The 24,793-nt window shown below is 62.2% G+C and carries 24 protein-coding genes; 9 read left to right on the plus strand and 15 right to left on the minus strand.

The genetic code is table 11. From position 1 onward, the window contains the following. Nucleotides 1-2 precede the first annotated feature (2 nt). From kdpC to kdpF, 4 genes are all read right to left on the minus strand, one after another. The gene (kdpC, locus tag AC2YB9_RS06245; protein ID WP_487267882.1) at nt 3-590 is read right to left on the minus strand and encodes a potassium-transporting ATPase subunit KdpC; all 588 of its coding nucleotides are present in this window, start codon (nt 588-590) and stop codon (nt 3-5) included. 5 nt (nt 591-595) lie between these two features. Further along, nucleotides 596-2,512, minus strand: a complete 1,917-nt coding sequence (gene kdpB, locus AC2YB9_RS06250) for a potassium-transporting ATPase subunit KdpB (RefSeq protein WP_487268572.1) — start codon at nt 2,510-2,512, stop codon at nt 596-598. A gap of 89 nt (nt 2,513-2,601) precedes the next feature. Continuing rightward, nucleotides 2,602-4,260: a potassium-transporting ATPase subunit KdpA gene (kdpA, locus tag AC2YB9_RS06255; protein ID WP_487267883.1), complete on the minus strand. Its 1,659-nt coding sequence runs from the start codon at nt 4,258-4,260 to the stop codon at nt 2,602-2,604. Further along, nucleotides 4,260-4,355, minus strand: coding sequence for a K(+)-transporting ATPase subunit F (gene kdpF / locus AC2YB9_RS06260; protein WP_487267884.1), 96 nt, complete (start codon nt 4,353-4,355; stop codon nt 4,260-4,262). Before kdpF ends, kdpA begins: the two co-directional genes overlap by 1 nt. A gap of 191 nt (nt 4,356-4,546) precedes the next feature. Between kdpF and AC2YB9_RS06265 the strand changes: the two genes are divergently transcribed. Further along, nucleotides 4,547-5,488 carry a DUF389 domain-containing protein gene (locus tag AC2YB9_RS06265; protein WP_487267885.1) on the plus strand — a complete coding sequence of 314 codons (942 nt, stop codon included), beginning with the start codon at nt 4,547-4,549 and terminating at the stop codon, nt 5,486-5,488. A 29-nt stretch (nt 5,489-5,517) separates the two neighbouring features. Here the strand turns inward: AC2YB9_RS06265 and AC2YB9_RS06270 are convergent, their stop codons facing one another. Continuing rightward, the gene (locus AC2YB9_RS06270; protein WP_487267886.1) at nt 5,518-6,507 is read right to left on the minus strand and encodes an Acg family FMN-binding oxidoreductase; all 990 of its coding nucleotides are present in this window, start codon (nt 6,505-6,507) and stop codon (nt 5,518-5,520) included. A gap of 155 nt (nt 6,508-6,662) precedes the next feature. Beyond that, nucleotides 6,663-9,332, minus strand: coding sequence for a pyruvate, phosphate dikinase (gene ppdK / locus AC2YB9_RS06275; protein ID WP_487267887.1), 2,670 nt, complete (start codon nt 9,330-9,332; stop codon nt 6,663-6,665). A 280-nt stretch (nt 9,333-9,612) separates the two neighbouring features. Between ppdK and AC2YB9_RS06280 the strand changes: the two genes are divergently transcribed. Next, the gene (locus AC2YB9_RS06280; RefSeq protein ID WP_487267888.1) at nt 9,613-10,038 is read left to right on the plus strand and encodes a hypothetical protein; all 426 of its coding nucleotides are present in this window, start codon (nt 9,613-9,615) and stop codon (nt 10,036-10,038) included. A gap of 71 nt (nt 10,039-10,109) precedes the next feature. On the opposite strand, the gene AC2YB9_RS06285 is transcribed toward AC2YB9_RS06280, so the two are convergent. Further along, a complete protein-coding gene (locus AC2YB9_RS06285; RefSeq protein WP_487267889.1) occupies nt 10,110-12,647 on the minus strand; it encodes an ABC transporter permease in 2,538 nt (845 codons plus the stop codon). Nucleotide 12,648: 1 nt separating this feature from the next. Further along, nucleotides 12,649-13,440 (minus strand): ABC transporter ATP-binding protein, encoded by a 792-nt coding sequence (locus tag AC2YB9_RS06290; protein ID WP_487267890.1) that lies wholly within the window; start codon nt 13,438-13,440, stop codon nt 12,649-12,651. 346 nt (nt 13,441-13,786) lie between these two features. Between AC2YB9_RS06290 and AC2YB9_RS06295 the strand changes: the two genes are divergently transcribed. Beyond that, nucleotides 13,787-14,731 carry an ABC transporter ATP-binding protein gene (locus tag AC2YB9_RS06295; protein ID WP_487267891.1) on the plus strand — a complete coding sequence of 315 codons (945 nt, stop codon included), beginning with the start codon at nt 13,787-13,789 and terminating at the stop codon, nt 14,729-14,731. After that, complete coding sequence (locus AC2YB9_RS06300; RefSeq protein ID WP_487267892.1) at nt 14,728-15,477, plus strand: ABC-2 transporter permease; 750 nt, start codon at nt 14,728-14,730, stop codon at nt 15,475-15,477. The genes AC2YB9_RS06295 and AC2YB9_RS06300 overlap by 4 nt, the downstream gene beginning before the upstream one ends. 243 nt (nt 15,478-15,720) lie before the next feature. Here AC2YB9_RS06300 and AC2YB9_RS06305 read toward each other — a convergent pair whose 3' ends face one another. Continuing rightward, a complete protein-coding gene (locus AC2YB9_RS06305; protein ID WP_487267893.1) occupies nt 15,721-15,939 on the minus strand; it encodes a hypothetical protein in 219 nt (72 codons plus the stop codon). Between the two features lie 412 nt (nt 15,940-16,351). Here AC2YB9_RS06305 and AC2YB9_RS06310 point away from each other — a divergent pair, with 412 nt between their 5' ends. Further along, nucleotides 16,352-16,879: a DUF7010 family protein gene (locus tag AC2YB9_RS06310; RefSeq protein ID WP_487267894.1), complete on the plus strand. Its 528-nt coding sequence runs from the start codon at nt 16,352-16,354 to the stop codon at nt 16,877-16,879. Nucleotides 16,880-16,902: 23 nt separating this feature from the next. On the opposite strand, the gene AC2YB9_RS06315 is transcribed toward AC2YB9_RS06310, so the two are convergent. Together AC2YB9_RS06315 and AC2YB9_RS06320 are read right to left on the minus strand one after the other, a co-directional pair. Further along, nucleotides 16,903-17,568 (minus strand): hypothetical protein, encoded by a 666-nt coding sequence (locus AC2YB9_RS06315; protein ID WP_487267895.1) that lies wholly within the window; start codon nt 17,566-17,568, stop codon nt 16,903-16,905. 61 nt (nt 17,569-17,629) lie between these two features. Then, nucleotides 17,630-17,971 carry a sll1863 family stress response protein gene (locus AC2YB9_RS06320; RefSeq protein ID WP_487267896.1) on the minus strand — a complete coding sequence of 114 codons (342 nt, stop codon included), beginning with the start codon at nt 17,969-17,971 and terminating at the stop codon, nt 17,630-17,632. A gap of 195 nt (nt 17,972-18,166) precedes the next feature. Between AC2YB9_RS06320 and AC2YB9_RS06325 the strand changes: the two genes are divergently transcribed. Further along, on the plus strand, nt 18,167-19,231 hold the full coding sequence (locus AC2YB9_RS06325) for a zinc-dependent alcohol dehydrogenase family protein (RefSeq protein WP_487267897.1): 1,065 nt from the start codon (nt 18,167-18,169) through the stop codon (nt 19,229-19,231). Here the strand turns inward: AC2YB9_RS06325 and AC2YB9_RS06330 are convergent. Continuing rightward, entirely contained in the window at nt 19,212-20,126 is a 915-nt protein-coding gene (locus tag AC2YB9_RS06330; RefSeq protein ID WP_487267898.1) for a hypothetical protein, read from the minus strand. The two genes, AC2YB9_RS06325 and AC2YB9_RS06330, sit on opposite strands and share 20 nt — an antisense overlap. Then, a complete protein-coding gene (locus AC2YB9_RS06335) occupies nt 20,123-20,338 on the minus strand; it encodes a hypothetical protein (RefSeq protein ID WP_487267899.1) in 216 nt (71 codons plus the stop codon). Before AC2YB9_RS06335 ends, AC2YB9_RS06330 begins: the two co-directional genes overlap by 4 nt. A 357-nt stretch (nt 20,339-20,695) precedes the next feature. On the opposite strand from AC2YB9_RS06335, the gene AC2YB9_RS06340 reads away from it, so the two are divergent. From AC2YB9_RS06340 to AC2YB9_RS06350, 3 genes are all read left to right on the plus strand, one after another. Beyond that, nucleotides 20,696-20,869 (plus strand): CsbD family protein, encoded by a 174-nt coding sequence (locus AC2YB9_RS06340; protein ID WP_487267900.1) that lies wholly within the window; start codon nt 20,696-20,698, stop codon nt 20,867-20,869. Between the two features lie 101 nt (nt 20,870-20,970). Continuing rightward, nucleotides 20,971-22,962 (plus strand): PAS domain S-box protein, encoded by a 1,992-nt coding sequence (locus AC2YB9_RS06345; RefSeq protein WP_487267901.1) that lies wholly within the window; start codon nt 20,971-20,973, stop codon nt 22,960-22,962. Between the two features lie 161 nt (nt 22,963-23,123). Further along, nucleotides 23,124-23,441: a DUF7218 family protein gene (locus tag AC2YB9_RS06350; RefSeq protein ID WP_487267902.1), complete on the plus strand. Its 318-nt coding sequence runs from the start codon at nt 23,124-23,126 to the stop codon at nt 23,439-23,441. Here AC2YB9_RS06350 and AC2YB9_RS06355 read toward each other — a convergent pair. Then, nucleotides 23,419-23,955: a type 1 glutamine amidotransferase domain-containing protein gene (locus tag AC2YB9_RS06355; protein WP_487267903.1), complete on the minus strand. Its 537-nt coding sequence runs from the start codon at nt 23,953-23,955 to the stop codon at nt 23,419-23,421. The two genes, AC2YB9_RS06350 and AC2YB9_RS06355, sit on opposite strands and share 23 nt — an antisense overlap. Before the next feature lie 88 nt (nt 23,956-24,043). Continuing rightward, on the minus strand, nt 24,044-24,745 hold the full coding sequence (gene ku, locus AC2YB9_RS06360; RefSeq protein ID WP_487267904.1) for a non-homologous end joining protein Ku: 702 nt from the start codon (nt 24,743-24,745) through the stop codon (nt 24,044-24,046). Between the last annotated feature and the right edge of the window lie 48 nt (nt 24,746-24,793).

The following is a 24,793-nucleotide window of genomic DNA, read 5'->3' on the forward strand; positions in this document are numbered from 1 at the left end:
GCTCAGTCTGTATTACTGGAGCTGGCGGACCTAATGGCGATATTCAGAAGCAACACGTTGACGCCGGGTTCGCCGAGGAAGCCCAGCGAGCGCCCGTCAGTGTGATTCGCCATCAGTTGACGCACCCGCTCGGGGGCGAGGTCGTTCGCCGCAGCTACCCGCGCAACCTGGATTTCGGCGTAGGCCACAGATATTTGCGGATCCAGGCCCGACCCCGACGCGGTGAGTGCATCTGGGGGCACTTGGGAGGGATCGACCGACTCGGTCTTGGCAACCTGCTCGCGGCGCTTGTCGATTGCCTTGATCAAATCAGGGTTGGACGGACCCAGATTTGTTGGTGCCGAGGCGAGCGTGTCGTAGTCGTTGGCTGAGGGTCGGGAGTGGAACCACTGTTCGCCGGTGAAGTTTTGGCCCAGCAGCGCCGATCCGGCAATCCTGCCATCGAGGTTGACTGGCTGTCCTTGAGCTTGATTACCGAAGGCCTTGCTCACGCCCCATACGGCCGTGGGATAGGCGACCGCGAGGATCGCGATGAACACAATCAGTATGCGCAATCCGGCGAGGGACTGGCGGCCTAAATCTTTGAGCATGATGATTATCCGATTCCTGGGATGGTGGAGATGATCAGATCGATAAGCTTGATGCCGACGAACGGTGCGATGATGCCGCCGAGGCCGAAGACCAGAATGTTGCGGCGCAGCACGGCCGAGGCCGACGCTGGACGAAACTTGACGCCGCGTAGTGCGATCGGGATCAACGCGACGATGATGAGTGCGTTGAAGATCACCGCCGATAAAATCGCTGACTGCGGGGTTGCCAAGCCCATGACGTTGAGCGCATCCAATGCCGGGTAGGCGACGACGAACATGGCGGGGATGATCGCAAAATACTTCGCAACGTCATTGGCGATTGAGAATGTGGTCAAAGCTCCGCGGGTGATGAGCAGCTGTTTGCCGATCTCGACCACGTCGATGAGTTTTGTCGGATCCGAGTCGAGGTCGACCATGTTGGCTGCCTCTTTTGCCGCCGATGTTCCGGTGTTCATGGCGACACCGACGTCCGCAGCGGCTAATGCCGGGGCGTCATTCGTGCCGTCTCCGGTCATCGCCACGAGACGACCGCCGGCCTGTTCACGCCGAATCAGGTCCATTTTGTCCTGCGGGGTGGCCTCGGCCAGGAAGTCATCGACACCGGCTTCGGCGGCGATCGACTTGGCCGTTAACGCGTTGTCGCCGGTGACCATGATGGTACGAATGCCCATGGTGCGCATTTGAGCGAACCGTTCAGCCATTCCTTCCTTGACCACATCCTTGAGATGGATGACGCCCAGCACGGTTCCCTTGCCGTCATGCTTTGTCGCCACGATCAACGGGGTGCCGCCGTCGTTGGAGATCTCCTCGATCGTGTCGGTCAACTCGACCGGCATCGAACCGCCGATCCAGCCAAGAATCGCGGAACCCGCGCCCTTACGGATCTCGGTACCATCATCGAGATCTACGCCCGACATCCGCGTCTGGGCAGTGAACTCGATGAACGCAGCACCGGTGGGTAGATTTTGGTCATCGGCGCCCTGTTCCAATGCGAGGGTCACGATCGAACGGCCCTCAGGGGTCTGATCGGCCAAGCTGGACAACCGGGCGGTGTCACGCAATCGGTTCTGGGTGACCTCGCCGATCGGCACGAATCTGGCGGCCTGACGGTTGCCATAAGTGATCGTGCCGGTCTTATCCAACAGGAGCGTGCTCACATCGCCGGCCGCCTCGACAGCGCGGCCGGACAGCGCCAGCACGTTAACTCGTACGAGCCGGTCCATTCCAGCGATGCCGATCGCGCTCAACAGTGCGCCGATCGTGGTTGGGATCAGGCACACCAATAGCGCGATCAGGACCACAAGATCTTGATGTGCGCCGGCATAATTTGCCATCGGCGCGAGTGTTGCCACGGCGAGCACGAAGATTAACGTCAGACTGACCAGCAGGATCGACAGGGCGATCTCGTTTGGTGTCTTGCGTCGCGATGTGCCCTCGACCAAGGCGATCATTTTGTCCAGGAACGTTTCTCCCGGCGCCGATGTGATCTTCACGATGATTTCATCGGAGAGCACTCGCGTGCCGCCGGTGACAGCACTTCGATCTCCACCAGCCTCACGGATCACCGGCGCTGATTCGCCGGTGATGGCCGACTCATCCACCGAGGCGACACCCTCGACAACATCGCCGTCACCGGGAATTATCTCGCCGGCGGCAACAACCACACGGTCGCCGATCTTCAATTGTGTGCCCGGTACGGACACCTCACTGCCGGTTGAATCGAGCAACCGTGCGACAGTGTCGCTGCGCGCCGCCCGCAGCGAGGCCGCTTGCGCCTTGCCGCGCCCCTCGGCGACAGCCTCGGCCAAGTTGCCGAAGATCACTGTCAGCCACAGCCAGGTCGCCAACGCGATGACGAAGACGCTCGGATTGATGAACACCGCGATCGTGGTTGCTACTGAACCGAGCCACACGATGAACATCACCGGGCTGCGCCACAGGTGGCGTGGGTCGAGCTTGCGCAACGCCGCGGGAAACTGGGTAAGCATTTGTTTCATCAAAAGTTGGAGCGTCATGACAGTGCCTCTGCGATCGGTCCGAGTGCGAGCGCGGGGAAGAAGGTCAGCCCAGTGATGAGCAGGATCACCCCGACGAGAAGTCCCGCGAAAAGTGGTGTGTTGGTGGGCAGGGTGCCGCTGGTTTCTGGAACCTTGGCCTGATTGGCCAAGGAGCCTGCCAACATGAGCACCAGCACGATCGGGATGAGCCGGCCCAACAGCATCGCCGAGCCGATGGTGATCTGGAAGAAGTCCGATGTCACCGTGATGCCGCCGAAGGCGCTGCCGTTGTTATTGGCCCCTGAGGTATAGGCGTAGACCACCTCGCTGAATCCGTGACCGCCTGGATTGCCCATCGCACCCGGTGTGTTGCCTAGTGCGATCGCGGTCCCGACGCCAACCAGGATGATGGCCGGAACTGTCAGCACATACAAAGCGACATAGGTCATCTCCTTGGAGCCGATCTTCTTACCCAAAAACTCCGGGGTGCGTCCCACCATCAGGCCGGCGATGAAGACCGCCAAGATCGACATGATCAAGATTCCGTAGATTCCTGAACCGACGCCGCCGGGTGTGACTTCGCCGAGCATCATGTTCAGCAACGCCATGCCACCGCCGGTGGGTGTCAGTGAATCGTGGGCATTGTTGACAGCGCCAGTCGAGGTTCCGGTCGTTATCACCGTGAACAGGGACGAGCCCCATTCGCCAAGCCTCGTTTCCTTGCCTTCCATGGCTGCCCCTGCAGCACGAGCTGCCTGCGAATGCGCGCCCACCTCGGCCCACGTGACAACCGCGACGAATACCGCCATCAGCGAGACCATGGCACCTAGGATCGTCAAACCCTGACGCCGATTCTTCAGCATCGTGCCGAGCGTACGAGTCAGGCAGATCGGGATGAGCAGAATGAGGAAGATCTCTAGCAGGTTCGTGAACCCGTTCGGATTTTCAAACGGGTGCGCCGAGTTGGCGTTGTAAAAACCGCCGCCATTGGTGCCAAGAAGCTTGATGACCTCTTGGCTCGCGACCGGCCCGCCGGTGATGACCTGGCTATGGCCAGAAAGGGTGTCAACTGATGTGTCGGTGAAATTCTGGACGACGCCGTTACCGGCCAAGATGAGAGCACCCAGGAAAGCGATCGGCAGCAGTATGCGCAGCGTTCCGCGCGTCAGATCGACCCAAAAGTTGCCCAGCGCACCATTGCGTACTCGCACGAATCCACGAATCAACGCGATCGCGACAGCCATGCCCACAGCGGCAGAAAGGAAGTTTTGTACGGTCAGACCGCCCATTTGAGCAGCGAACCCTAGAGTCGACTCACCTCCATAGGATTGCCAGTTTGTGTTCGCCACGAATGATGCTGCCGTGTTATATGACATCCAAAACGGCATACCTGGCAAGTCACGATCGAACGGCAAATGTGCCTGTCCAATCAAGATCGCCATCAGTGCCACGACGCTCACCACCGAGAAGCCAACAACACTCAACGCATACGAGCGTGAGCCCTGCTCGGCGGCCGGGTTGACGCCGGCAAGCCGGTAGATTCGCTGCTCCACACGACTATGTTTCGATGACGTATAAACGCGCGCCATATAGTCGCCGAAGGGCACGTAAACCAGCGCCAAAATACCCACTAGCGCCGCAATGGTCAGAAGCCCACTCCAGGTATCAGACATTAGAAACGCTCCGGAAAGATCAGGGCCGCCAACAGGTACGCCACCAAGGCGGCGACCAGGGCTATCAGAAAAACACTTTCAACACTCATGGGCATCAGTCAACGCCCCGCTCTCGTCGTTTTGGCCAACCTTGGCGGCGTATTAGCGGTCGCTAACAGATTCTTAACGCTGTGCCCTTCGGCGGCGACGACTTCACGCGCCGAGGTGGATTCGGACGTGATTTGCACGGCTCCGTAGATCGGTCGACTACTGATCGAGCAGACTAGGTCTGTTGCATACTGACACCATGTTTCACGTCCGGATCACGATCCCTGCCTACCTGACTGAGCAGGTCCTCGAGGAGCTGTCCAACGATCCTGCGGTGAGCTCTTTGACAGTGTTGCGCGGCGTATCGCTCAAACCAGCCGGCGACGTCGTGCTGGCTGACGTCGCACGTGAAGCCACCAACGAGATCATCGACGCCCTGGACCGCCTCGGCGTTCCTGAATGCGGGACCGTGCACCTTGACCCCGTCTCGACGTGGGTTTCACGGGCCGGATATGAGGCGGCGCGGGCGACGCCAGGCGCCAGTGCTGATGCCGTCGTTTGGGTTGAAGTGACCCAGCGGGCCTATGAGGAGACGGAGCTGAACTGGACGTACCTGACCTTCATGACACTGGCCACGGTCCTGGCCAGCATCGCGATCGTGGTCGATTCCCAGATCCTGGTCATTGGGGCCATGGTGTTGGGCCCGGAGTTTGTTGCGGTCGCGGCGCTAGGTTTGGCACTTGTCCGTCGCCGGCGCGGCCTGTTCGTTTCAGCGGTGAGAATACTGGGCGTGGGGTTCGTGGCCGCCATCGCCATTGCGACGGTAATGGCTCTTGTCGGACGACTTCTGGGCTGGGTCGTCGTTGAAGATGTGACCGGGCCGCGGCCGGGGACGGCCTTCATCTACACGCCGGACAAATGGTCGTTCATCGTGGCGCTCATCGCCGCAGCAGCGGGAGTGCTGTCACTGACCTCGGCCAGAATTGGCGGACTCTCTGGCGTCTTCATCTCGGTCACAACCGTCCCGGCCGCGGGTAATATCGCCCTCGGTCTCGCCTTCGCACAGTGGTCGGAAGTCGCTGGCAGCAGCGCTCAACTCGCTCTCAACATCAGCGGCATGGCGCTGGCGGGATGGCTGACTCTCGTGCTGCAACAGCAGGTATGGAAACGCAAAGCTGCGCGACGACGCCGATCGAACTGAATCCAGAGGTCGGTGCAACGGTCCGCTGGTCACACTGTCGTTAGGACGTCGGACACGGGACGGCGTGCGGTGCGGGGGATCTGGCTGCGGCTGGTGGGCTGCCATCCGATCCGCACCAGAATCAGCGGCTGTCCCATTCCACCGAGGACGTCCGAACACAGCGCGCGACGTGTCTCATCCACCTCGATGACCTGGCTGAGTGGAACGAGGGAAAACCCCAAAACCGTCGCGGTGAGCCACATTGCGCTGAGTCCTTCACCGGCCGCTAGCCAACTTGCCGGTGTGTCCGTGCCGGCAACGAATAGGATCAACCCGTCACCGCTCTCGACCTCATACTCTGGATCGGCCAGTTGGCCGTCGGAAAACCGAGAGCCGCTGCCATTCGCCATGGCCTGGCCTTCGGCTGGCAGCACCTCGGAGGGGATTCCATCATCGGCGCTGTGATCAATCCATGGCCGCTGTTCTGAGACGATTTGGTCCTCGGATGACTGACGTTCGGCGGCGCGGTTGACGAGTAGCTCGGTATGGAACTTCTTGGCCACGTCGATCAGCGGGACCGCGTGGGCGCCGCGAGACGTCGCGGTCTCGGCGAGATGTTGGAGTCGCTCGTCGGGTATGGCCCAGGAAGTGAAATGGCGGCGATCGGTGCAGCGTTCCTCGATGGCGCGCACGTCGGCGTCTGCGGTCGCCGACGATGCCCCTTGGCGCAGCATGAGCCGGGCTATCAGGCTCGATGTTGGCCCTTCGGGCAGTCGCTCCACCTCGGCGTCCCAGCCCAGTGCCGCGGCGGCGACCAAGGCGTGGTCGAGGGCGGCGCCGCAGCTGATCATGAGATTTCGACCCTGCGGGTCCGAGCGTTGCAACTGGCGTGCCCGATCCGCGTGTAACTCGAGTCCGTCCTCGGTCGCTCGCCACCGCCAGGGTTGGGTGTTGTGGAAGCTTGGAGCGCGGGAGGCGATCTCCACGAGACGAGCGACTACGCGCGGTGACGGCTGGGGTGACGCGTAGTTGGTGGACACTATGTCTCCTAGTTTTCTCGGGCTGTCCCGAGCCTGATGAATTAAGACTGCACGAAGGCGCCGCCTCGACCACAGAGTCGTTGGTCCTTTGATGGCGGGACCGGTCCCGCCTCAGGCCGCAAGGAGTTGCTCGGAGCCGGAGGCACCGCTCGTGCTTAGACCGTTGTGAGGGCTGCCCGTCCTGCTTCGAGCCGGGCCACGGGAACCCGGAACGGTGAGCAGGAGACGTAGTCCAGACCGACTTGGTGGAAGAAGTGGATTGATGCGGGGTCCCCTCCGTGCTCTCCACAGACCCCGATGTGCAGCCTTGGGTTGGCGCGGCGGCCGTCCTCGGTTGCCGTGCGGATCAAGGCCCCCACACCCTCGACGTCAAGTGACTCGAACGGGGAGACGGGGAAGATCGCATCTTCAAGGTATTTGGAGAAGAACGATGCTTCGACATCGTCGCGGGAGAATCCCCACGTCATCTGGGTGAGGTCGTTGGTTCCGAAGGAAAAGAAGTCGGCGCAGGCCGCAATTTTGGCTGCTGTTAGGGCTGCGCGAGGGACCTCGATCATGGTGCCGATCCGGCACGATAGCTCCCGACCCACCTCCACCTCGATGTCGGCGCGAACCTGCTCGAGCTCTGCTCGCACGGCCTCCAACTCATGGACCGAAGCGACTAGCGGCACCATGATCTCGACCCGCGGGTCGGCGCCGGCGGCGAGCTGGTCCGCGACGGCCAGGAGCAGTGCACGGGTCTGGGTCGCGAAAAGTCCCGGGACAATCAGGCCGAGCCGGACTCCACGGAGTCCGAGCATCGGGTTCTGCTCGTGCAGGCGCCGGACCTCCGCAAGGAGGCGAACGTCGTGGTCGTCGACCAGACCCCGCTCCTCCGCGAGCGCTACACGGACCGACAGCTCGGTGAGGTCGGGGAGGAATTCGTGCAGGGGTGGGTCGAGCAACCGGACGGTGACTGGCAGACCGTCCATCGCGGTGAGAATGGCGATGAAGTCGTCGCGTTGGAGGGGCAGCATGGCCGCCAGTGCCTCATTTCGACCTTGGTCGTCCCGGGCAACGACTAGCCGCTCGACCAGTTGTCGACGCTCGCCAAAAAACATGTGTTCGGTCCGGCACAGACCTATCCCGGAGGCGCCGAAGCGACGGGCGCGGGCTGCTTCATCGGCGGTGTCGGCGTTTGCGCGGACACCCAGCTGGCGTCGTTGGTCGGCGTGCTGGGTGAGAAGGGCAACGGCGGCGACCAGGTCGTCTTCGATCGGCCCGCCCTCGAACCAGCGCACCACGGGGGAGTCGACAACCGGTACCGATCCGGCGAAAACCTCGCCGGTGGCACCATCGAGCGAGATGAGGTCACCCTCCACGAGAGTGGCCGTGCTGCCTCGGATCGAAAGCCGCTGTGCGGTCGCCTCAACCTCGAGTTCATCGGCACCGCAGACGCAGGTGCGCCCCAGTCCACGGGCCACGACAGCGGCGTGGGAAGTGCGGCCACCGCGGCTGGTGAGCACTCCCTTGGAGGCGATCAAACCAGGCAGGTCGTCCGGGTCGGTCTCTTCACGGACCAGGATGACATCCTCACCCCGTGCTGCCCAGGCGACCGCAGTCGCTGAGTCGAAAACTACCCGTCCGACCGCCGCGCCCGGGGAGGCGTTGACGCCTCGGGTGATCAGGACCCGCGAAGCGGTCGGGTCGAAATGGGGGAACATCAGCGCGGCGAGCCGGGCGCCACTGACCCGGCGCAGCGCCTCATCGAGGTCGATGACGCCCTCAGCAACCATGTCGGCAGCGATCCGGAAAGCCGCCTCGGCGGTCCGCTTGCCTACCCGGGTCTGGAGCACCCAGAGCTGCCCGCATTCAACGGTGAACTCGATGTCGCACAGGTCGCGGTAGTGCTGTTCGAGGGTGTCCATCACCTTCAGAAGTTGTGGGTATGACGTGGGGTCGAGGGCCTCGAGGTCAGTGAGCGGCACCGTGTTGCGGATACCTGCGACGACGTCCTCGCCCTGCGCGTCGGACAGGTAGTCGCCGTACACGCCGCGGTGTCCGGTGGCGGGGTCGCGGGTGAAACAGACTCCGGAGCCTGAGGTCGAGCCCCTGTTGCCGAAGACCATCGCCTGGATGTTGACAGCGGTGCCGAGATCCTCGGGGATCTGCTCCTGTCTCCGGTAGATTTTGGCCCGGTCGGTGTGCCACGAGTCGAAGACCGCACGGATGGTCATGTCGAGTTGTTCGCGTGGGTCTTGCGGGAACGGGTGACCTGTCTCCCTCTTGACCAGTTCGCCGAATGTCGTCACGAGAGAGCGGAGGTCCTCATCAGTTAGATCGAGGTCCTGCGTGGTTCGGCGGGCTGCCTTCAGGTCGTCGAGTGCAGACGTGAAGAGGCGTTGGTCGATGCCCAGGACGGTCGCGCCGAACATCTGCATCAGGCGGCGGTAGGAGTCCCAGGCAAACCGTTCTGAACCACTCTGCTTGGCCAGTCCGTGCACCGAGGCGTCGTTGAGACCCACGTTGAGAACGGTGTCCATCATCCCGGGCATGGAGAACTTGGCGCCGGACCGTACGGAGACCAACAATGGGTCGTCGGGGTCGGACAGTTGCCGACCCATCCGGTCCTCGAGCGCAGCGAGGTGGGCCCCCACCTGTTCGTCCATACCGGCAGGGGAGCGGCCCTCGACGAGGTACGCGCGGCAGGCCTCCGTCGTGACCGTGAACCCCGGCGGGACCGGAAGTCCCATCCGGGTCATCTCGGCCAAGTTGGCCCCCTTGCCCCCGAGCAGGTCGCCCTGCTCCATGCTGCCGTCGGCGAAGTCATACACATGTTTCTCCATACTCCTGACGCTGGAGCATTGCCGGCTTCCCCGACAGTGGCCAAGGGCCTCCCGACGCGGGCCCTAGGTCCTCAAGGTCCTCGGCTGGCACGGTGCCATGACGCTTGCCATATCGATCCACGATGCTGAGGCGGGGATCGTGCGGGTGCCGACGAGAGCGCCACCTTCCAAGTAGTGGCTGAGCGTGCTGTAATGAGGAGCAACGCAGGAGTTCGATGGGAGTCAGGTCGAAAGCGTGGCCAACAACTGCGCAATATCACTCTCGGGAGAGGAGCCCCAGATGGAAGCGACATCCCCAGACGAGCCGTTAACCCAAGCGGTGGCGGATGCGCTTGAAGAGTCGGCTCGGGAACGAGATGCCCGCGCCACTGATCGTGAAGCATACCTGGACGCGCGAGAGGTTCAGGCTGACGCTGACGAAGTTCGGGCGTCAGAGCGGTCCGTGGAGGTTGACGAGATCTTGGCTGCTGCCGATCAACGGGACGAGCGTGCCGAGATCCGTGACGAAGCGGCGGACAAGCGTGAGCAGGTAGCCAGCCTCCATTCCTTCCTTCATGATCCCGAGTACGAGGCGAGCCTGAAGGCGCGACGTGCTGCCGCCGCTGACCGGTCACACTCCAAGAACGACCGCTCCGAAGGCGCCACTGACCGTTCCAAACTCAGTGACCGCCCTCCGAAGGATCCCGACGACGAGAGCGAAGGCTGACCCAGAGCGAAGGTCAGCGTGGACCCGCGGAAGCGCAAGCACTCTTAGCGAGCCCTCCGTTTGACGGCGCGCTAGGAGCTGACGATCGCTTTCAGGATGTTCAGGCGCATCGCCCGCATAGCCGGAAGACCGGCTGCGAGCACCCCGACGACGCCGGAGGCCAGCAGGATGGTGAGGATGAGTGTCCAGGGAATGGCGAGTGTTGTCAGTCCTTGAGCGACGAGCCCGCGCTGTAGCGCGATTCCCAGTCCGAGGCCGAGTGCGGTGCCGAGTAGTGCTCCGAATACGGCGGTGGTTACGGCTTCGATGGTGATCATGGCGCTCAGTTGTCGGCGTCGGAGCCCGATGGCCCTGAGCAGTCCGATTTCACGGGTCCGCTCGAACACGGAGAGGGCCAGTGTATTAATGATTCCGAGGATGGCGACGATGACGCTGAAGAGTAGGAGGACGTAGAGCAGGTTGATCAGGAGGTCGATGGAGGAGCCTGCGGCGTCGGCGAATTCCGTACCGTCCTGGACCGAGACGATCAGATAGGGGTGGACGATGTCGGTCAGCTCGGCTCGTAGTGCGGAGAGGTCGGCCCCGGGTACGGCCCGCACGAAGACTCGGAGATCAGCTTGCTGATTTGCAGGTAAGGCGGCCTCGTAGAGAGAACGGTCGATGATCATATGCGAGCCGAAGGCCTGGCTGTCGCGGTAGATGCCACCCACGACGAGCGTCTCACCGCCCAGGGTGCCGACTGTTCCGTTCAGGGAGTCTCCGACATGCCAACTATGGGCGCTGGCGGTGGTCTCGTCGATCAGGATGGAGTTTCGGCTGAGCGTTGACAAGGTGCCGCTCTTCATCGGTAGCAGAAAATTGTCCGCAAGGTCGGCGGCAGCGATCGCGGAGGCGTCGGTTTGGAATGTTCCGATCCGCGCTTTCACGAAACTCAAAGCAGCTACCGAGCGTACGGCGGGCAGGTCGCGGGCGGCGACAGCGACCGGCGCAGGTACCGGGGCGACGTTGCCGCTGTTGAGCACGAAGTCCGATGTCAACTCCTGGGCGACCCCGGTGCTCACGCTGGCCTTGACGCTCTGAGCTAGCACCGAGATGCCGGCGATCAGGGCGAGGCCGATCATGAGAGCGCTCGCTGTGGTTGCCGTACGTCTGGGGACGCGCAGCGCGTTTTCGCGCGCGAGCCTGCCGACGGCTCCGAAAAGGACGACGAACGGCCAGGCGATGAATCGCACGACCGGGCGGGTCGCCAGCGGTGCGGCGACCAGCATGCCGAGCACGGCAGCGATGGCTCCGAGCGCCGCTACGGGCCAAGCGACGTGCGTGCGCGTAACGGCCACGCCGAGGGCCAGCGCGCCGGAGACCATCAGGGTCAGGCCGATCAGGCCACGCCGACCGAGACCACCACTGACCGCACCGGCATCCCCGCGCATGCCGGCTACCGGGGCGACCCGGGAGGCACGTCGAGCTGGCAGCACCGCAGAGACGACGGTGACCACCACCCCGACGAGAACACTCAGCACGACAGTGGTCGGATGGATGGGTAGCTCGGATCCGAGGTCAGTGCTGAAGAGCGCCCGGATGGCCGCCTTGGCACCGGCGGCAATCAGCAGTCCGAAGCCGATGCCGAGGACAGAGCCCACCAAGCCGATGATGACTGCCTCGCCGAGTACGGAGCGGATCACTTGGCCTCTGGTCGCTCCGATGGCCCGTAGCAGGGCGAGCTCACGGGCGCGTTGGCCGACCAGCATGGAGAAGGTGTTGACGATGATGAACGAGCCGACGAATAGCGCGACGCCGGCAAAGACCAGCAGGAACGTGGTGAAGAACGAGAGTCCCTGCTGTATCGAGGTCTCGGTCTCGCTCTCCACGGTCTCCCCGGTGACCGCCTCAAGGTTCGGGGGCAGGGCTTTCGCCACGGCTGCTCGCAACTCCGTCTGGCTCACCCCCGAGGCGGCGGTGACCGACAAAGAAGGCACCGTGCCATCGGGGGCGAAGGCGCGCCGCGCGGTGGCCCCGTCGACCAGCACGGCGGTGGCACCGAAGAGGGATCCGAACTCCACCTCCCCTGTGATGGTGACTTCTCGTGCTTCGTCACCGATGACGGCGCGGGTGTGATCTCCGATCTTCAGGTGTGCCCGGTTCAGTGTGCTGGTTTCGACGGCGATCTCACCGGGACCAGTAGGTCCGCTGCCGGAGACCAGGGTGAACGACGGGCTGTCCTTGCCGAAGGCAAACCCGAGCGAGGGTGCACCGCCGTTTCGAACCGCGATGCCATCCCTGCCCGCCAGGATGGCGCTACCCTGCAGGTCCGGCACCACCCGCGCAGCCCCTGGTACAGCCGCGATCGTCTTGACGAGCGCCAGGGGTACGCCCGTGCTGATGTTGGATCCGTCGCCCGAGACCGGAGACATGGCCTCGGTATCGGCAGCTCGCACTGACACGTCTACCCCCTTGGATGCCTGGCCGACGAGACCACCGAGGGTGTTGTCGATGCTGTCGCGCAGCACAAAGGTGCCGGTGACGAAGGAGACGCCCAGCATCACGGCGAACGCCGTCAGGAGCAGACGGACGACATGTCCTTGCAGCCCCCTGAGGGTGACGTGCAGCATCTCAGGACTCCAGGCCGGTGAGTTCGAAGCTCTTCATCCGCTCGAGGACCGATGAGGTGGTCGGCGCGAGGATCTGGTCGACGATGCGGCCATCGACCAGAAACAGCACCCGGTCGGCATACGATGCCGCGACCGGGTCGTGGGTGACCATCACGATGCTCTGGCCGAAGTCGTCGACCGAGCGGCGCAGAAACGCCAAAATCTCAGCGCTGGCACGAGAGTCCAAGTTGCCCGTGGGCTCGTCGGCGAAGACGATCGCCGGTCGCCGTATCAAGGCCCGCGCGCAGGCCACACGCTGCTGCTGTCCGCCGGAAAGCTCATCCGGTCGGTGGCTCAGACGGTCCCGGATCCCGAGCGTGTCCACCACGGTGTCGAACCACTCAACGTCGAGTTTTGCGCCCGCGATGTCGACGGGCAGAGTGATGTTTTCACGAGCAGTGAGGGTCGGCACCAGGTTGTAGGCTTGGAAGACGAAGCCGAGCCGGTCGCGCCGCAGTAGCGTCAGCGCTTTGTCTTTGAGACCGCGGATGTCGACACCGTCGATATCCACCCGACCCGATGTCGGTGCATCTAGTGCGGCCATGCAGTGCATCAGAGTGGACTTACCAGACCCCGACGGGCCCATGATCGCCGTGAGCCGGCCACGGCCGAACTCCACCGTGACATCGTCGAGCGCCACGACCTGGGCATCGCCGGTCCCATAAATCTTGCTCAGGTGTTCGGCGCGCGCGACTGCATCCCCGTCGGTGAGAGCGTCAATCTCAGCCGAGCTGCGCGCGTAGGTGATCGTCATGTCGAACTCCAGAACAGTCAGCGAGGAGGCAGACCGAGTTGTCGTGTGCAGGCACGTCGCCCGGGCGTTCTGGCATACGCGTTTCCCTAACCAAGACGCTAGGTGCAGCCGTGAGGCACCGTAAGGGCACAACGTCCCCGCAGCGGGGACGTTTGGCACTAGCCGGGGGGCGCGCAACGCGATGTGATCGAGAGGTCGAGTGAACGTGCCATCCGGTGCATCGACTCAAACTCCAGATGAGGTCGTGGACAGGTGGACATCACAGTCACCATTTTGGTCGCTAACGAGACGGGTCTACCCCCGCTGAGTCGCACGGCCCCCATCGACTCAACGTCCGAGAGGAACGATGTCTATGTACACCCTTGAGTTCAAGAACATCACCAAGAGTTACGGGCACGAGGTCGTCGTCGACAACCTCACCTTCACTGTGCAGCCCGGACGGGTCACAGGATTCCTGGGGCCCAACGGCGCCGGTAAGTCCACGGCGATGAAGATTCTGCTGGACCTCGCCAAAGCCGATCATGGTCGCGCCACGATCGGCGGGCGGCGATACCGCGAGATGAGCGACCCGGCGCGCAGTGTCGGGGTGGTGCTCGAGCCGAACGCCTTTCACCCCGGACGGAGCGGCCGCAACCACCTGCGGGTGCTCGCTGACGGTGCAGGTATTGACCCGACGCATATTGGCGAGATGCTGGAGTCCGTGGGTCTGACCCACGCGGCCGACCGCCACGTTGGTGGCTACTCGTTGGGGATGCGACAGCGCCTCGGGTTAGCGGCCGCCCTGCTCGGAGACCCGCCGGTGTTGGTGCTCGATGAGCCTGGCAACGGACTCGACCCCCAAGGTATCCGCTGGCTCCGCGACCTCTTGCGTGAGCGGGCCGCCGCTGGCGGCACCGTGTTCGTGTCGAGCCACCTGTTGGCAGAAGTTGAGCACCTGGCCGATGAGATCGTGGTCCTGAACCGCGGACAACTCGTCGCCACCGGGACCCTCGCTGACCTGCAGCAAGCGGGCACGTCAGTCCGCACCGAAGCAGTACGACCGCTGACCCAACTACTCACAGCGGCCGGTGCCACCGTTCACACCGGCACCGAAGGCGAACTCGTGGTCCGCGGCATCGGCATCACCGAGATCGGGGACCGAGCCTGTGCCGCGGGAATCGCTCTGCACGAACTCAGCCCCCAGGCCGGTTCCCTAGAGGAACTCTTCTTGGCATGGACGGGCAACGACCCCCACACCAGCGATGCCGACACTGTCACCACCACGCCCGAGAGGCAGGCAGTACCGCTATGACCACCATGCTCCGACTCGTACGCGGAGAGTTCCGCAAACTCGCCACCACCAAGTTGCTTTGGGGCTTCCTCGCCGTCCTCGTCGTCATCGCAGGACTGGACGCAGCCGTCGTCGCGTTCGCCACCGAGATGGACGGCAGCAAGGCTTTCGTCGCCACTGCCGCCGACCAACAGTCGCTGATGGCCTTTGCCTTCAACGCCATGATCGGCACCAGTTTATTTGGCGCTATCGCCGTGGCCCGAGAGTATGGACACCGCACGGTCGTGCCGATGTTCCTGACCTCCCCGAACCGCACTCGAGCGGTGTTCGCCCAGCTGATCGCAGTGCTGACAGCTGGCGCCGTGCTGGCCTTCCTCGGACAGGTGCTGGTTGTCGCCGGGGTCGCCCTGACGTTGCCGAGCACCGACAACAGCTTCCTGGTCCCGGCCGGCGATCTGGCCCGGCTCTTCGCCGCGACGACGCTCGCTGGCGCCGTCGGCGCCACCCTCGGCGCCGGACTCGGGGCTCTCATCCGCAACCTCGGCGGTGCGGTCACGACCGCGATACTGGTTGTCTTCGTGATCCCGCCGCTCATCGCACAACTGTTTACCGATGCCGGATCGTGGATCCCGCCGTCGCTGTTCGCCGTCATCTCCGGCGTCACCACTGACGTGAGCCTGTGGGCTGCCCTGCTGGCAATCGGTGCGTGGGCGCTGGTCCCCGTTGCCGCCGGCCTCGTGGCAGTCCAGCGACGCGACGTCGTCTGAAACAGCTACCCGAGAGACGAACGCCAAGAAGCACCCGTGAACAACAGCCAGAGGCAGAGAGTCGAAGAAAAGCGGAGGTACCCCGAAGTGATCGTCGACCCTGTACCGGCTGGTCCCGCTGCAAGTGTGGATCTGTACTGGCTGCCACTTGGAGCCGGTGGTCGTTTCGTACGCCTGAATGGTCGCGTCTTCGAAGCCGCCGATGCCGGTCTGCACCGTCGGCGAAGGTGCGATCTCTACCACTCAGCGTTGGCGGTGCGCCTCGGGGACTACCGCGCTGTCATCGAGCAGGGGCCGGTCTGGAACAACAAGGTTCCAGAGCGGGGCGTGGTCGGTGAAGGCCCAGTCGGATCCGTGTGGCTGGGCCGAAGCCGCATGTTTCGCTACGAGGTTCGGTGCTGGCGTGACGGCGTAATCCCCGACCTGGCCGAGGCCGTCGCCAGTCCGGTCCGGATGAGTCACAATGCTGTGTCTGCGCGCCGGGTCATCGACCTCGTGCCCCAGGCCCCCCGAATGACCTGGGGCCGCGACGAGCTTGAGACAGGCGAGATGTGGAACTCGAACTCGTTAATCTCGTGGCTGCTCGCGCGTAGCGGGCACGACACCCAATCGATTACCCCTCCGCCTCAGGGTCGCGCTCCAGGGTGGAACGCGGGGCTGATCGTTGCCAGACGTAGCCTCGAACCTGTGCCGCCATCTCGGCCGCGCAGGACCGGTGCCGTATTGTCGCGGGACGGCGACCATGAGCGAAATGTATGACTTGGCCTGCACCGACCTCGACGTCACCTACCGTCGCACACGGTCCAGGGTCGGCATAGAGACCTTCCGTGATCTTGAGAAACCCACTAATTGTGCTGGATGAGGAAGGCCGCGAATGTCGATAATCGAAGCACAGGGTGATGTGCGTCGTCTCTACTCGGGTGGCTTCTACGGTCAACTGGTGTCCGCGATGGTGTGGCTATCGGCGGCTGTAATGGCCACATGGGTCTCAATCGCGGGTGCCGTCGTCGTGCTTTTTCTCGGCGGGACCCTGATCTTCCCGCTCACGTGGCTCAGTATCCGACTCACGGGACGCGCAGCATCGCTGCCACCTGGGCATCCGATGGCGGCGTTGGCGATGCAGATCGCGTTCACCGTACCCATTGGCATCGTGGTGGTCGTGGCCATACTGGCAGATCAGGACGAACTATTCTTTCCGGCCTGCATGGTGATTGTCGGTGCGCACTATCTGCCGTTTGTCTTCCTCTACGGCATGCGGATGTTCGCGTACCTGTCGGCGGCGCTGATCGTGCCGGGCGTCATTCTCCTACTGTGGGTGCCCGGCCCCGTCGCGCTCGGTGCATGGATCACCGGCGCGGTCCTCGCGATCTTTGCCTTCCTCTTGCGTCGAGCCGCCGATTAATCAGCGGTGCTCGCGGAGCTGGGTCAGAGCCCCATGATGTGGCTGGCTTCCCAACCATTTGCCGCGACAAGCGCTGCAATCGCTACGGCTAGTCCGATGCTCGCCTGTGGGTTGCGCCATCGGCCCTCGGATGGCTGGAACCGGATTGCTTTCGTCTTGCCTTGGATCTTGACGTCTTGCCATCGGCTGATCTCATACGTTGCTGCCGCAGCCAGCGCGTATGCCGCGAGTTCGTAGAAGCCGGGCGTGATCAACCAGTAGAGCGACGGCGCGATCTTGCCTTCGTCGAAGGGGAACGTGAAGGAGTTGGTCCCGGTGACGACCCCGAAGTAGGCCTGCATCACGATGACGGTGTTGTAGCCGAGCGGCACACCGTTGGAGAGGCGGATGAGGTTGGCTGCCACGTAAAAAAGAAGGAGGATCACCAAGTTGAAGCCCGCAATGTGCGCCCACTCGGCCGCGAAGCTCTGGGCGGCCTCGTCGCCCGTGGCAAGTGCTCCACCGCTTCGTCCGCGCAGCAGACCCTCAGGTAGCCACCAGTAAGCGATCGTTTGGCAGAGAACGAACGTGGCCATCCCGAGGCTGAGCAACGTCGCGTAACGGACGCTCAGCCGCCGGGACAACAAAAGACGGACCAGTTGAGCAGGAACGATCCGTCCTCGGACGCGTGCCGGGGGCGAATGGCTCATGGACCCTCACTCAAAGGATTTTTGTTCCGTCGCGAAGGCCGCCGTCGTATGTGGTTGTGACTCAGCTGAGTTGTTTACGTGAGGCCATGAGGGCGTCGCGGAGTTCGTGGTAGGCCTTGTCGAGGCCGGTCTGCAGGGTTTCGGCGACAGTAGTGGTGGTCGTGGTCGCATCCTGTAACTGGCGGCGTGTCTTGTCCCATCTGCTCTGAAGGTTCGTGGTCAGGGCGGTGAACCGCTCGGTCGTTTCGAGTCTGCCGAGGTGCACTTGGAGCTCGAGCTCGTCGATCCGTGCCTGCCACTGGTCGATGCGGGCTTCGACGAACTGGCGGGTCGCCGTTTCGTTGGCTTCGGTGAGTGCGTTGATCCGGGCTTCGAGGGAGGCAAGTCTTTCATCAGTTGTCATATACACAGTCTTGCGACCGCTCTTGTCGGAGCACAGGGTCGAAAGGCCTGACTTCCACGTTGTCAGCTATTACTGCCACGGCTACCAAACGTCCTGTGAGGCAGGGACGTTGTGCTCTGATGATTCGCCGGCTTGGACATCAGACTTGAGGAAGGACTCGCCAACCCCGGCCGGTCTAGCGAATCAGGAGCAATCATGAAGGCACTCGTCTACCACGGTCCCGGTCAAAAGTCCTGGGACGATGTTCCGGACCCGACGATCAAGGATCCAACCGACATCATCGTTCGCGTCGAGACGACGACTATCTGTGGCACCGATCTGCATATCCTCAAGGGCGATGTACCCGCGGTCGACGAGGGACGCATCCTCGGACACGAAGGTGTCGGCACAGTGGTCGAAATCGGCCCCGCCGTCTCAACCGTCAGCGTCGGTGATCGAGTCATCATTTCCTGTGTCAGCGCCTGCGGAGCGTGCTCGTACTGCCATCAAGGCCTGTACTCCCACTGTTTAGCTGATGAGGGAGCGAGCGGCATCGGTTGGATCTTCGGCCACCTCATCGACGGGACTCAGGCCGAACTGGTGCGAGTGCCGTTCGCGGACAATTCGGTCTACCTGATCCCCGAAGGGGTCAGCGACGAGGCGGCGGTGATGCTTTCCGACATCCTGCCGACCGGCTTCGAAATCGGTGTGCGTTATGGCGGGGTGAAGCCTGGTGACGTGGTGGCCGTCGTTGGCGTCGGCCCCGTTGGTCTAGCGGCGGTCATGACGGCGAGCCTGTATGGCGCGGCGCGGATCATTGCCCTCGATCTTGACCCGAGCCGTCTAGAGCAGGCGCGGGACTTCGGGGCCACCGACACTGTCAATAGTGGAGACGCCGACTGGGTCGACCAGGTGAAGGCATTGACCGACGGTCTCGGTGTCGACGTCGCGATCGAGGCCGTAGGCGTCCCTGCCACCTTTGCGGCCTGCATCAAGATCGTCCGTCCGGGCGGGTCGGTCGCCAACGTTGGCGTGCACGGCGCTCCAGTCGAGCTCGCCCTGCAGGATCTGTGGATCATGGACCTCTCAATCACCATGGGTCTGGTTAGCGCCTCGACCACGCCGATGCTGCTCAAGTTGGTCGCCCAGCACAAATTGGATGCCGAAAAGTTCGTTACCCATCACTTCACCTTCGACCAGATGCTAGAGGCTTACGACACTTTCGGCCGGGCAGAGGAGACGAAAGCACTCAAGGTTGTGATCAGCCGCGACCAGGGCTGAGTGCCGGCCTGCCGAGCTCAGCGTGCAAGCCGTGGCGGTCAACTGCGTGTTCGATCGCATCGAGGATGTCGACAGGAGTGTGCTCTAGCAGAAGCCGGATGTGGTCTGGATTTTTCATGGCGCCGCCGAGGAGCCTTGGCCAGAGGTGACCGGGTGTGACCGCGCCGACCAGCGCAGCGATCGACTCTTCATCCAGGTCAGCGACAAGATCAGCTACCGGGCCACGGCGTGCGTCGGAGAGATGATCGAGTAAATCCAGAGCCTCGGGCCACAACCCCAGCTGGGACGCGTTCGCGATGAGGCTGGCGAGTCGCTCCGGGGGAAGCAGCCCGAGAGCATGGTCGAGGTGGTCTTTGTTTTCGAGGACGAAAGCCGTACGCAGCAGATCCTCGTCACTAAGGGTGGTCATCGCGGCGACGGTCGCTTGGTCGGGCAGGTAGGCGAGGAAGCGTCCCATAGTGACGTGTTCTGCGCGCTTAGCAAGTTCGGCGGCAACCGGGACGACGAGCGCCTCGGGAACGCGCGAGATAGTTTTTGCAACGCGGCGCGGGTCGAGCTGGACGGTCACGTCGGCCAGGAAATTGGCCGGTAGTCGCTTGGCGACTTCTAGCGCTTTGGCCGGGTCGATGGCTCCTGCGGCGCGCGCACAGAGCAGTGGTCCGAAGGATCTTCTGGCGATCGTCGCGATCAGTGGCGAGGGGATCAATTTCGCGGCCGCCGATATTCGTTTCAGTGTCTGCTCACTGGCATCAAAAATGGAGGTGGTGACGCTTTCCCGAAGTATCTGTAGTTCCTCCGACGGCACCGAATCGAGGTAGTCGAGCTGGGCGGGATCGACGTCAATGAGGCGGGCGAACTTGAGGATCTCGGCCGCGGTCTCCATTTGCGGGCTCATCGGAACAACGCCTTCCGGACGGTGCCGCGCAATATTGGTGGCACGATGACGAGACCGTTGTTGATCGCTTCGGTTAGCGCGGACTTCTGGCTGCGCTTGGCATCGCTGATCGCGCTGGCCAACGCATCGAGGTCGACTTCGTTCAGTGCGGCTAGGCCGGGTGTGAGCGGGCCGCCAAGATGGCGGGCGAGTCCATCACGGGCACTGCTCATAAGGCTTCCTTCTTGCGCGACGACGACTGGTGGTGCTAACCATTCCACAACCATCGCCCTGAACTGGCCGTTGAGTGGTTTCGATTGTGGTGGATTCGCCGCATAAATTTGGTTGGAGGGGTGCGGCGGGATCGACCTCTCCATTGGGGTCGTTATCGGGGTCTACCTGCGGGTCGATGGGGTCGAGTGGCTCGTTCGGATCGAGCGGAGTAGTAGTCATTGGGGTTCCGTGCGCCATTCCGATCCTTACTAGCGACTGCAAGCCATACTGTCGACGAATGAGACGAATTCTCGACCCGTCGCATACCTCATGAAGATTGGGGTACCGCATGCAAACACCGACTGAAAGGAAAGGGCATGGGTTTCAAGGACAAGATCGATAACGCCGTTGACGACCTTCAGGGCAAGGCCAAGGAAGCCACTGGCAAGGCGCAGGATGATCCTGACAAGGAGGCCGAAGGCAAGGTTGACCAGGCCACCGCCGATCTGAAAAAAGCCGGCGAAAATGTGAAGGATGCCTTCAACCACTGATGTATAAGAATGGGGGAGCCTCGGGCGATAAAGGTCGGGGCTCCCAAAAACATAACGCCAGGCGATGTGCCGGTGCGTTAGCAGCGGAGTAGGTTCTGTCCATGCGGAATGTCTTACCAACGATCGTCATTATCGACGATTCCGCGGAAGTCCGCTCCCTGATCCGGACCAGATTGAAATTGTCGGGCCGCATCAGCGTCGTCGATGACGGAGTTGACGGAATGGATGCGATTAGGCTCGCCGATCGTCACAAGCCGTCACTGATTCTGCTTGATACATCGATGCCGGGTATGGATGGTCTTGAGGCTCTCCCAGGCATATTGACAGCTTCACCCGAAACTAGAGTCGTTATCTATAGCGGCTTCGACGAGGATGGACTTGGAGCACGCGCACGTGAATTAGGTGCTGTTGCATTCATCGAGAAATCTCTGCCGATCAATCTTTTGGCCGATGAACTCCTTTCGGTTCTGGATTCTGTGAACCACCGGGCTGAGACCGACGACGATGCCATGTCGGCTGGACCCCGCGCATTGACGCTAGTGCCGGATGCCCGCGACGAGGTTGCCGACGCCGCAGGCCATGAGGACCAGACGCTGCTGGGTAACCACCTAGAGCGTTTCCGCGAAGTCTTCGAAGAGGCGGCCATCGGCATGGCCACGATGACACTGACTGGGAGCATCGTCCGCGCCAACCGTGCACTTGGCGAGTTGATGTTGTGCCGTCGCGAAGAGCTGGTCGGAGTCGATTACGGCCGACTCACGTGCGGCCAAGGCGAGTTACTCGACACAGCCCTCGAAAACATCAACGGACGAGGCGCGAACCTCGTACACATCGAGCATGACGTGGCTGGTGCGTCCGAACCTCGAAGAGTGCGCGTGAGTCTTGCACCGGTCCGCGACTCGGAAGGTCAGGCGCTTTACGTGTTTCTGCAGGTTCAGGACATCACGGCACAGCGAGCGGCCGAGGATCAACTCAGACGGAGCGAGGGCCACTTTCGACTCCTTGTTGAAGCCGTCGAAGACTACGCGATCTTCATGTTGTCTCCGGAGGGGATCGTCGTCAGTTGGAACGCCGGAGCGCAGCGCAGTAAGGGTTACCGCGCCCAAGATATCCTCGGCAAGCATTTCCGAATCTTCTACACACCGGACAAACAGAACGCGAATCATCCCGAAGATGAGTTGGAGAGCGCGCTACGCAATGGCCGCTACCAAGAAGAAGGCTGGCGAGTCCGACAGGACGGCACGCAGTTCTGGGCGAATGTCACGATTTCGGCGATCTTCGATGAATCCGGTCAGCATCTGGGTTTCGGCAAAGTAACACGGGATGTCACCGAGCGACGACTGGCCGATCAGAAACGGGATGATGCCGAGGCCGAACTCGCTGAGGCAAACGCGTCACTGGATTCTCTCAACCACCGACTGGCGCGGACGGTGGAGGATCAGTCGCAGTTTCTCGCAGTCACAGCCCACGAGTTGCGTAACCCCGCAGCAGTGCTCGGCGGCTCTGCACAGACCTTGGCTAACCACTGGCACGAGCTAACGGCCGACGAACGCGAACGTTTGCTGGGTGGAATGACCGACAGTGCGGTCCGTCTCCATCGGCTCTTGTCCGATTTACTCACCGTATCCTCGCTCGAATCCAAATCATTGCGACTTGCGGTCGTTCCCTCACAATTGTCGGGAATATTGGAGACGGCCGTCAACGCGATGAGCGCGACCAATCCGGATGCCAAGATCATCATCGAGCCGCATGCTGAAATAGACCTGCAAGCCGATCCGTTGCGACTCGCCCAAGCCGTCGACAATCTCCTCATCAATGCATTGGCGCACGGCTCGCCGCCCATATTCATCCAGGCTGTCGTGGAAGACACAATGGCGGTGATTCGTTTTGTCGACTCCGGCGCCGGTGTCGATGCTGCTTTACAACCCAAGCTTTTCGAACGATTTACCGCCGGCGACAATGTCATGAGCACCGGTCTTGGCCTCTTTATCGTCCGAGAGTTGGCGCGGGCTCACGGTGGTGATGCATATTACGAGCAGCGATCTCCTGAACGTCCCGCGGGCGCCTTCGTGCTTTGCATCCCCTTGGCCTGAGGCGCCGAACTAGGGCGATCCCGGGCGCCGCGTCTCTGGACGTCCCGGGATCTTGTCCACAACCATTCGCGCGAATAGGCGCAGACTCAATCTCCTCGTACCCCAAAAGTGGACACGCGAACAGTGCAACGTGAACTTTTCTTGGGGCAGCTTGATTCGAAATGCCAGGCAAGAAGAACCCCAGCCTTAAGAAACCAGACAGGTATGAGGATCTGCGTGATGAAGGCGCATTTAAGGAGAAGGCGGCCCGTATCTCGAGCGCCGCAGCACGAGATGGCAAGTCAAAAGTCGACAAACGCGGTGGCAAGTGTCCCTCGTACCAGGATTGGACCGTTGGCGAACTGAAGAAGCGCGCGAAAGAACTCGGTCTAACAAACTATTCGGACAAGAAGAAAGGCGAGTTCATCACCGCGCTGCGAGATCACGGACGCTGTTGGCGAGCCGCGTCACCTGCGATCACGCGCCGAACACTTCGATGAGTTTCGCATTGAACGCGTCGAGATCGCCGGGGTTCCGTGAGGTGACTAGGTCCCAGCCGGCTGCCGGGCAATGCATGACTTCTTGATCCACCCAGCTGCCGCCAGCATTTGTGATGTCGGTCCGCAGCGACGGGTAGGACGTAAGTGTCTTGCCGGGCAGAACACCCGCCTCGACGAGACCCCACGGCCCGTGACAGATGGCCGCTATTGGCTTCTTGGCCGCTACGAAACTCTGGATAAAACCCACGGCTTGCTCATTCATCCGCAACTTGTCGGCGTTAACGGTGCCACCGGGGATGATGAGACCGTCGTAGTCTGCGGGGGACACGTTCGCGACCGCCTTATCGGCTTGGTGAACGACGTCCTTATCGACATCGTGGTGCATCGTCCGGACGTTCCCTGCCTCGGGAGCAAGATGCTCAACCTCCCAACCCTGCTCGGAGATTGCCTGCATGGGCGATTCGAGTTCTGACCTCTCGACACCGGTGTTGGCTGTGAGGATAGCGATTTTCATAGTAGGTCTCCGTCGATCCGGTCTTCAAGTTCGTTGAATGACTTGCCCATGAGTCTGCGGTACCCGACGCGAAGAAAGGTATGCGGGCTCAGGCCTTCTTTTTGGACCGTCCGGTCGAGGATTTTTTCGCCGGCCTGCTGCTCTGTTTGGTCTTCTTGTTTTTGGCCACGCTTTTGCGCAGCGCCGCCATCAGATCGATGACCTCACCGCCCTCGTCGTCTGCGTCCGTTTCTCCAAACGTCGCCTCGGTGTCTATGGACTCGCCCTTCTCGAATTTCGCCGCGCGCAACTCATCGTCCCAAAGCAGACCCTGCATGGTCAGGACGTCGCCCCAGGCGCGAAGTGCGCCCAAGCGGGTCTTTTGACGCAGCGCGAACTGCACGATTGCCGTGCGATCTGTCTCCTCGAGGGTGCGTCGAAGCAGAACATAGGCTTTGATGGATTTGGAGTCGGGTTCGAGGTAGTAACTCTTCTCGAAACGCAGCGGATCGATCTGGTCGTTTGGTACGAACTCGACAACATCGATCTCTCGGCTCATCTCCTCCGGCAGTGTCGACAAGTCGTCCGCGGTGAGAACAATGGTCTTGTCGCCTTCTTCGTAGGCCTTGTCGATGTGTTCGTAGTCGACGACCTTGCCGCAGATTTCGCAGCGCCGCTGATAGCGGATGCGACCACCGTCTTTGTCGTGGACCTGATGCAGTTTGACGTCGTGATCTTCGGTCGCGCTGTAGACCTTGACCGGCACGTTGACCAGACCGAACGTGATCGCGCCCTTCCAGATTGATCGCATGCACCACTACATACCCCTTGCATGGAACTTCTAATCGGGGGAACCTTG

This window comes from Aeromicrobium changchenzhani, assembly GCF_057586615.1.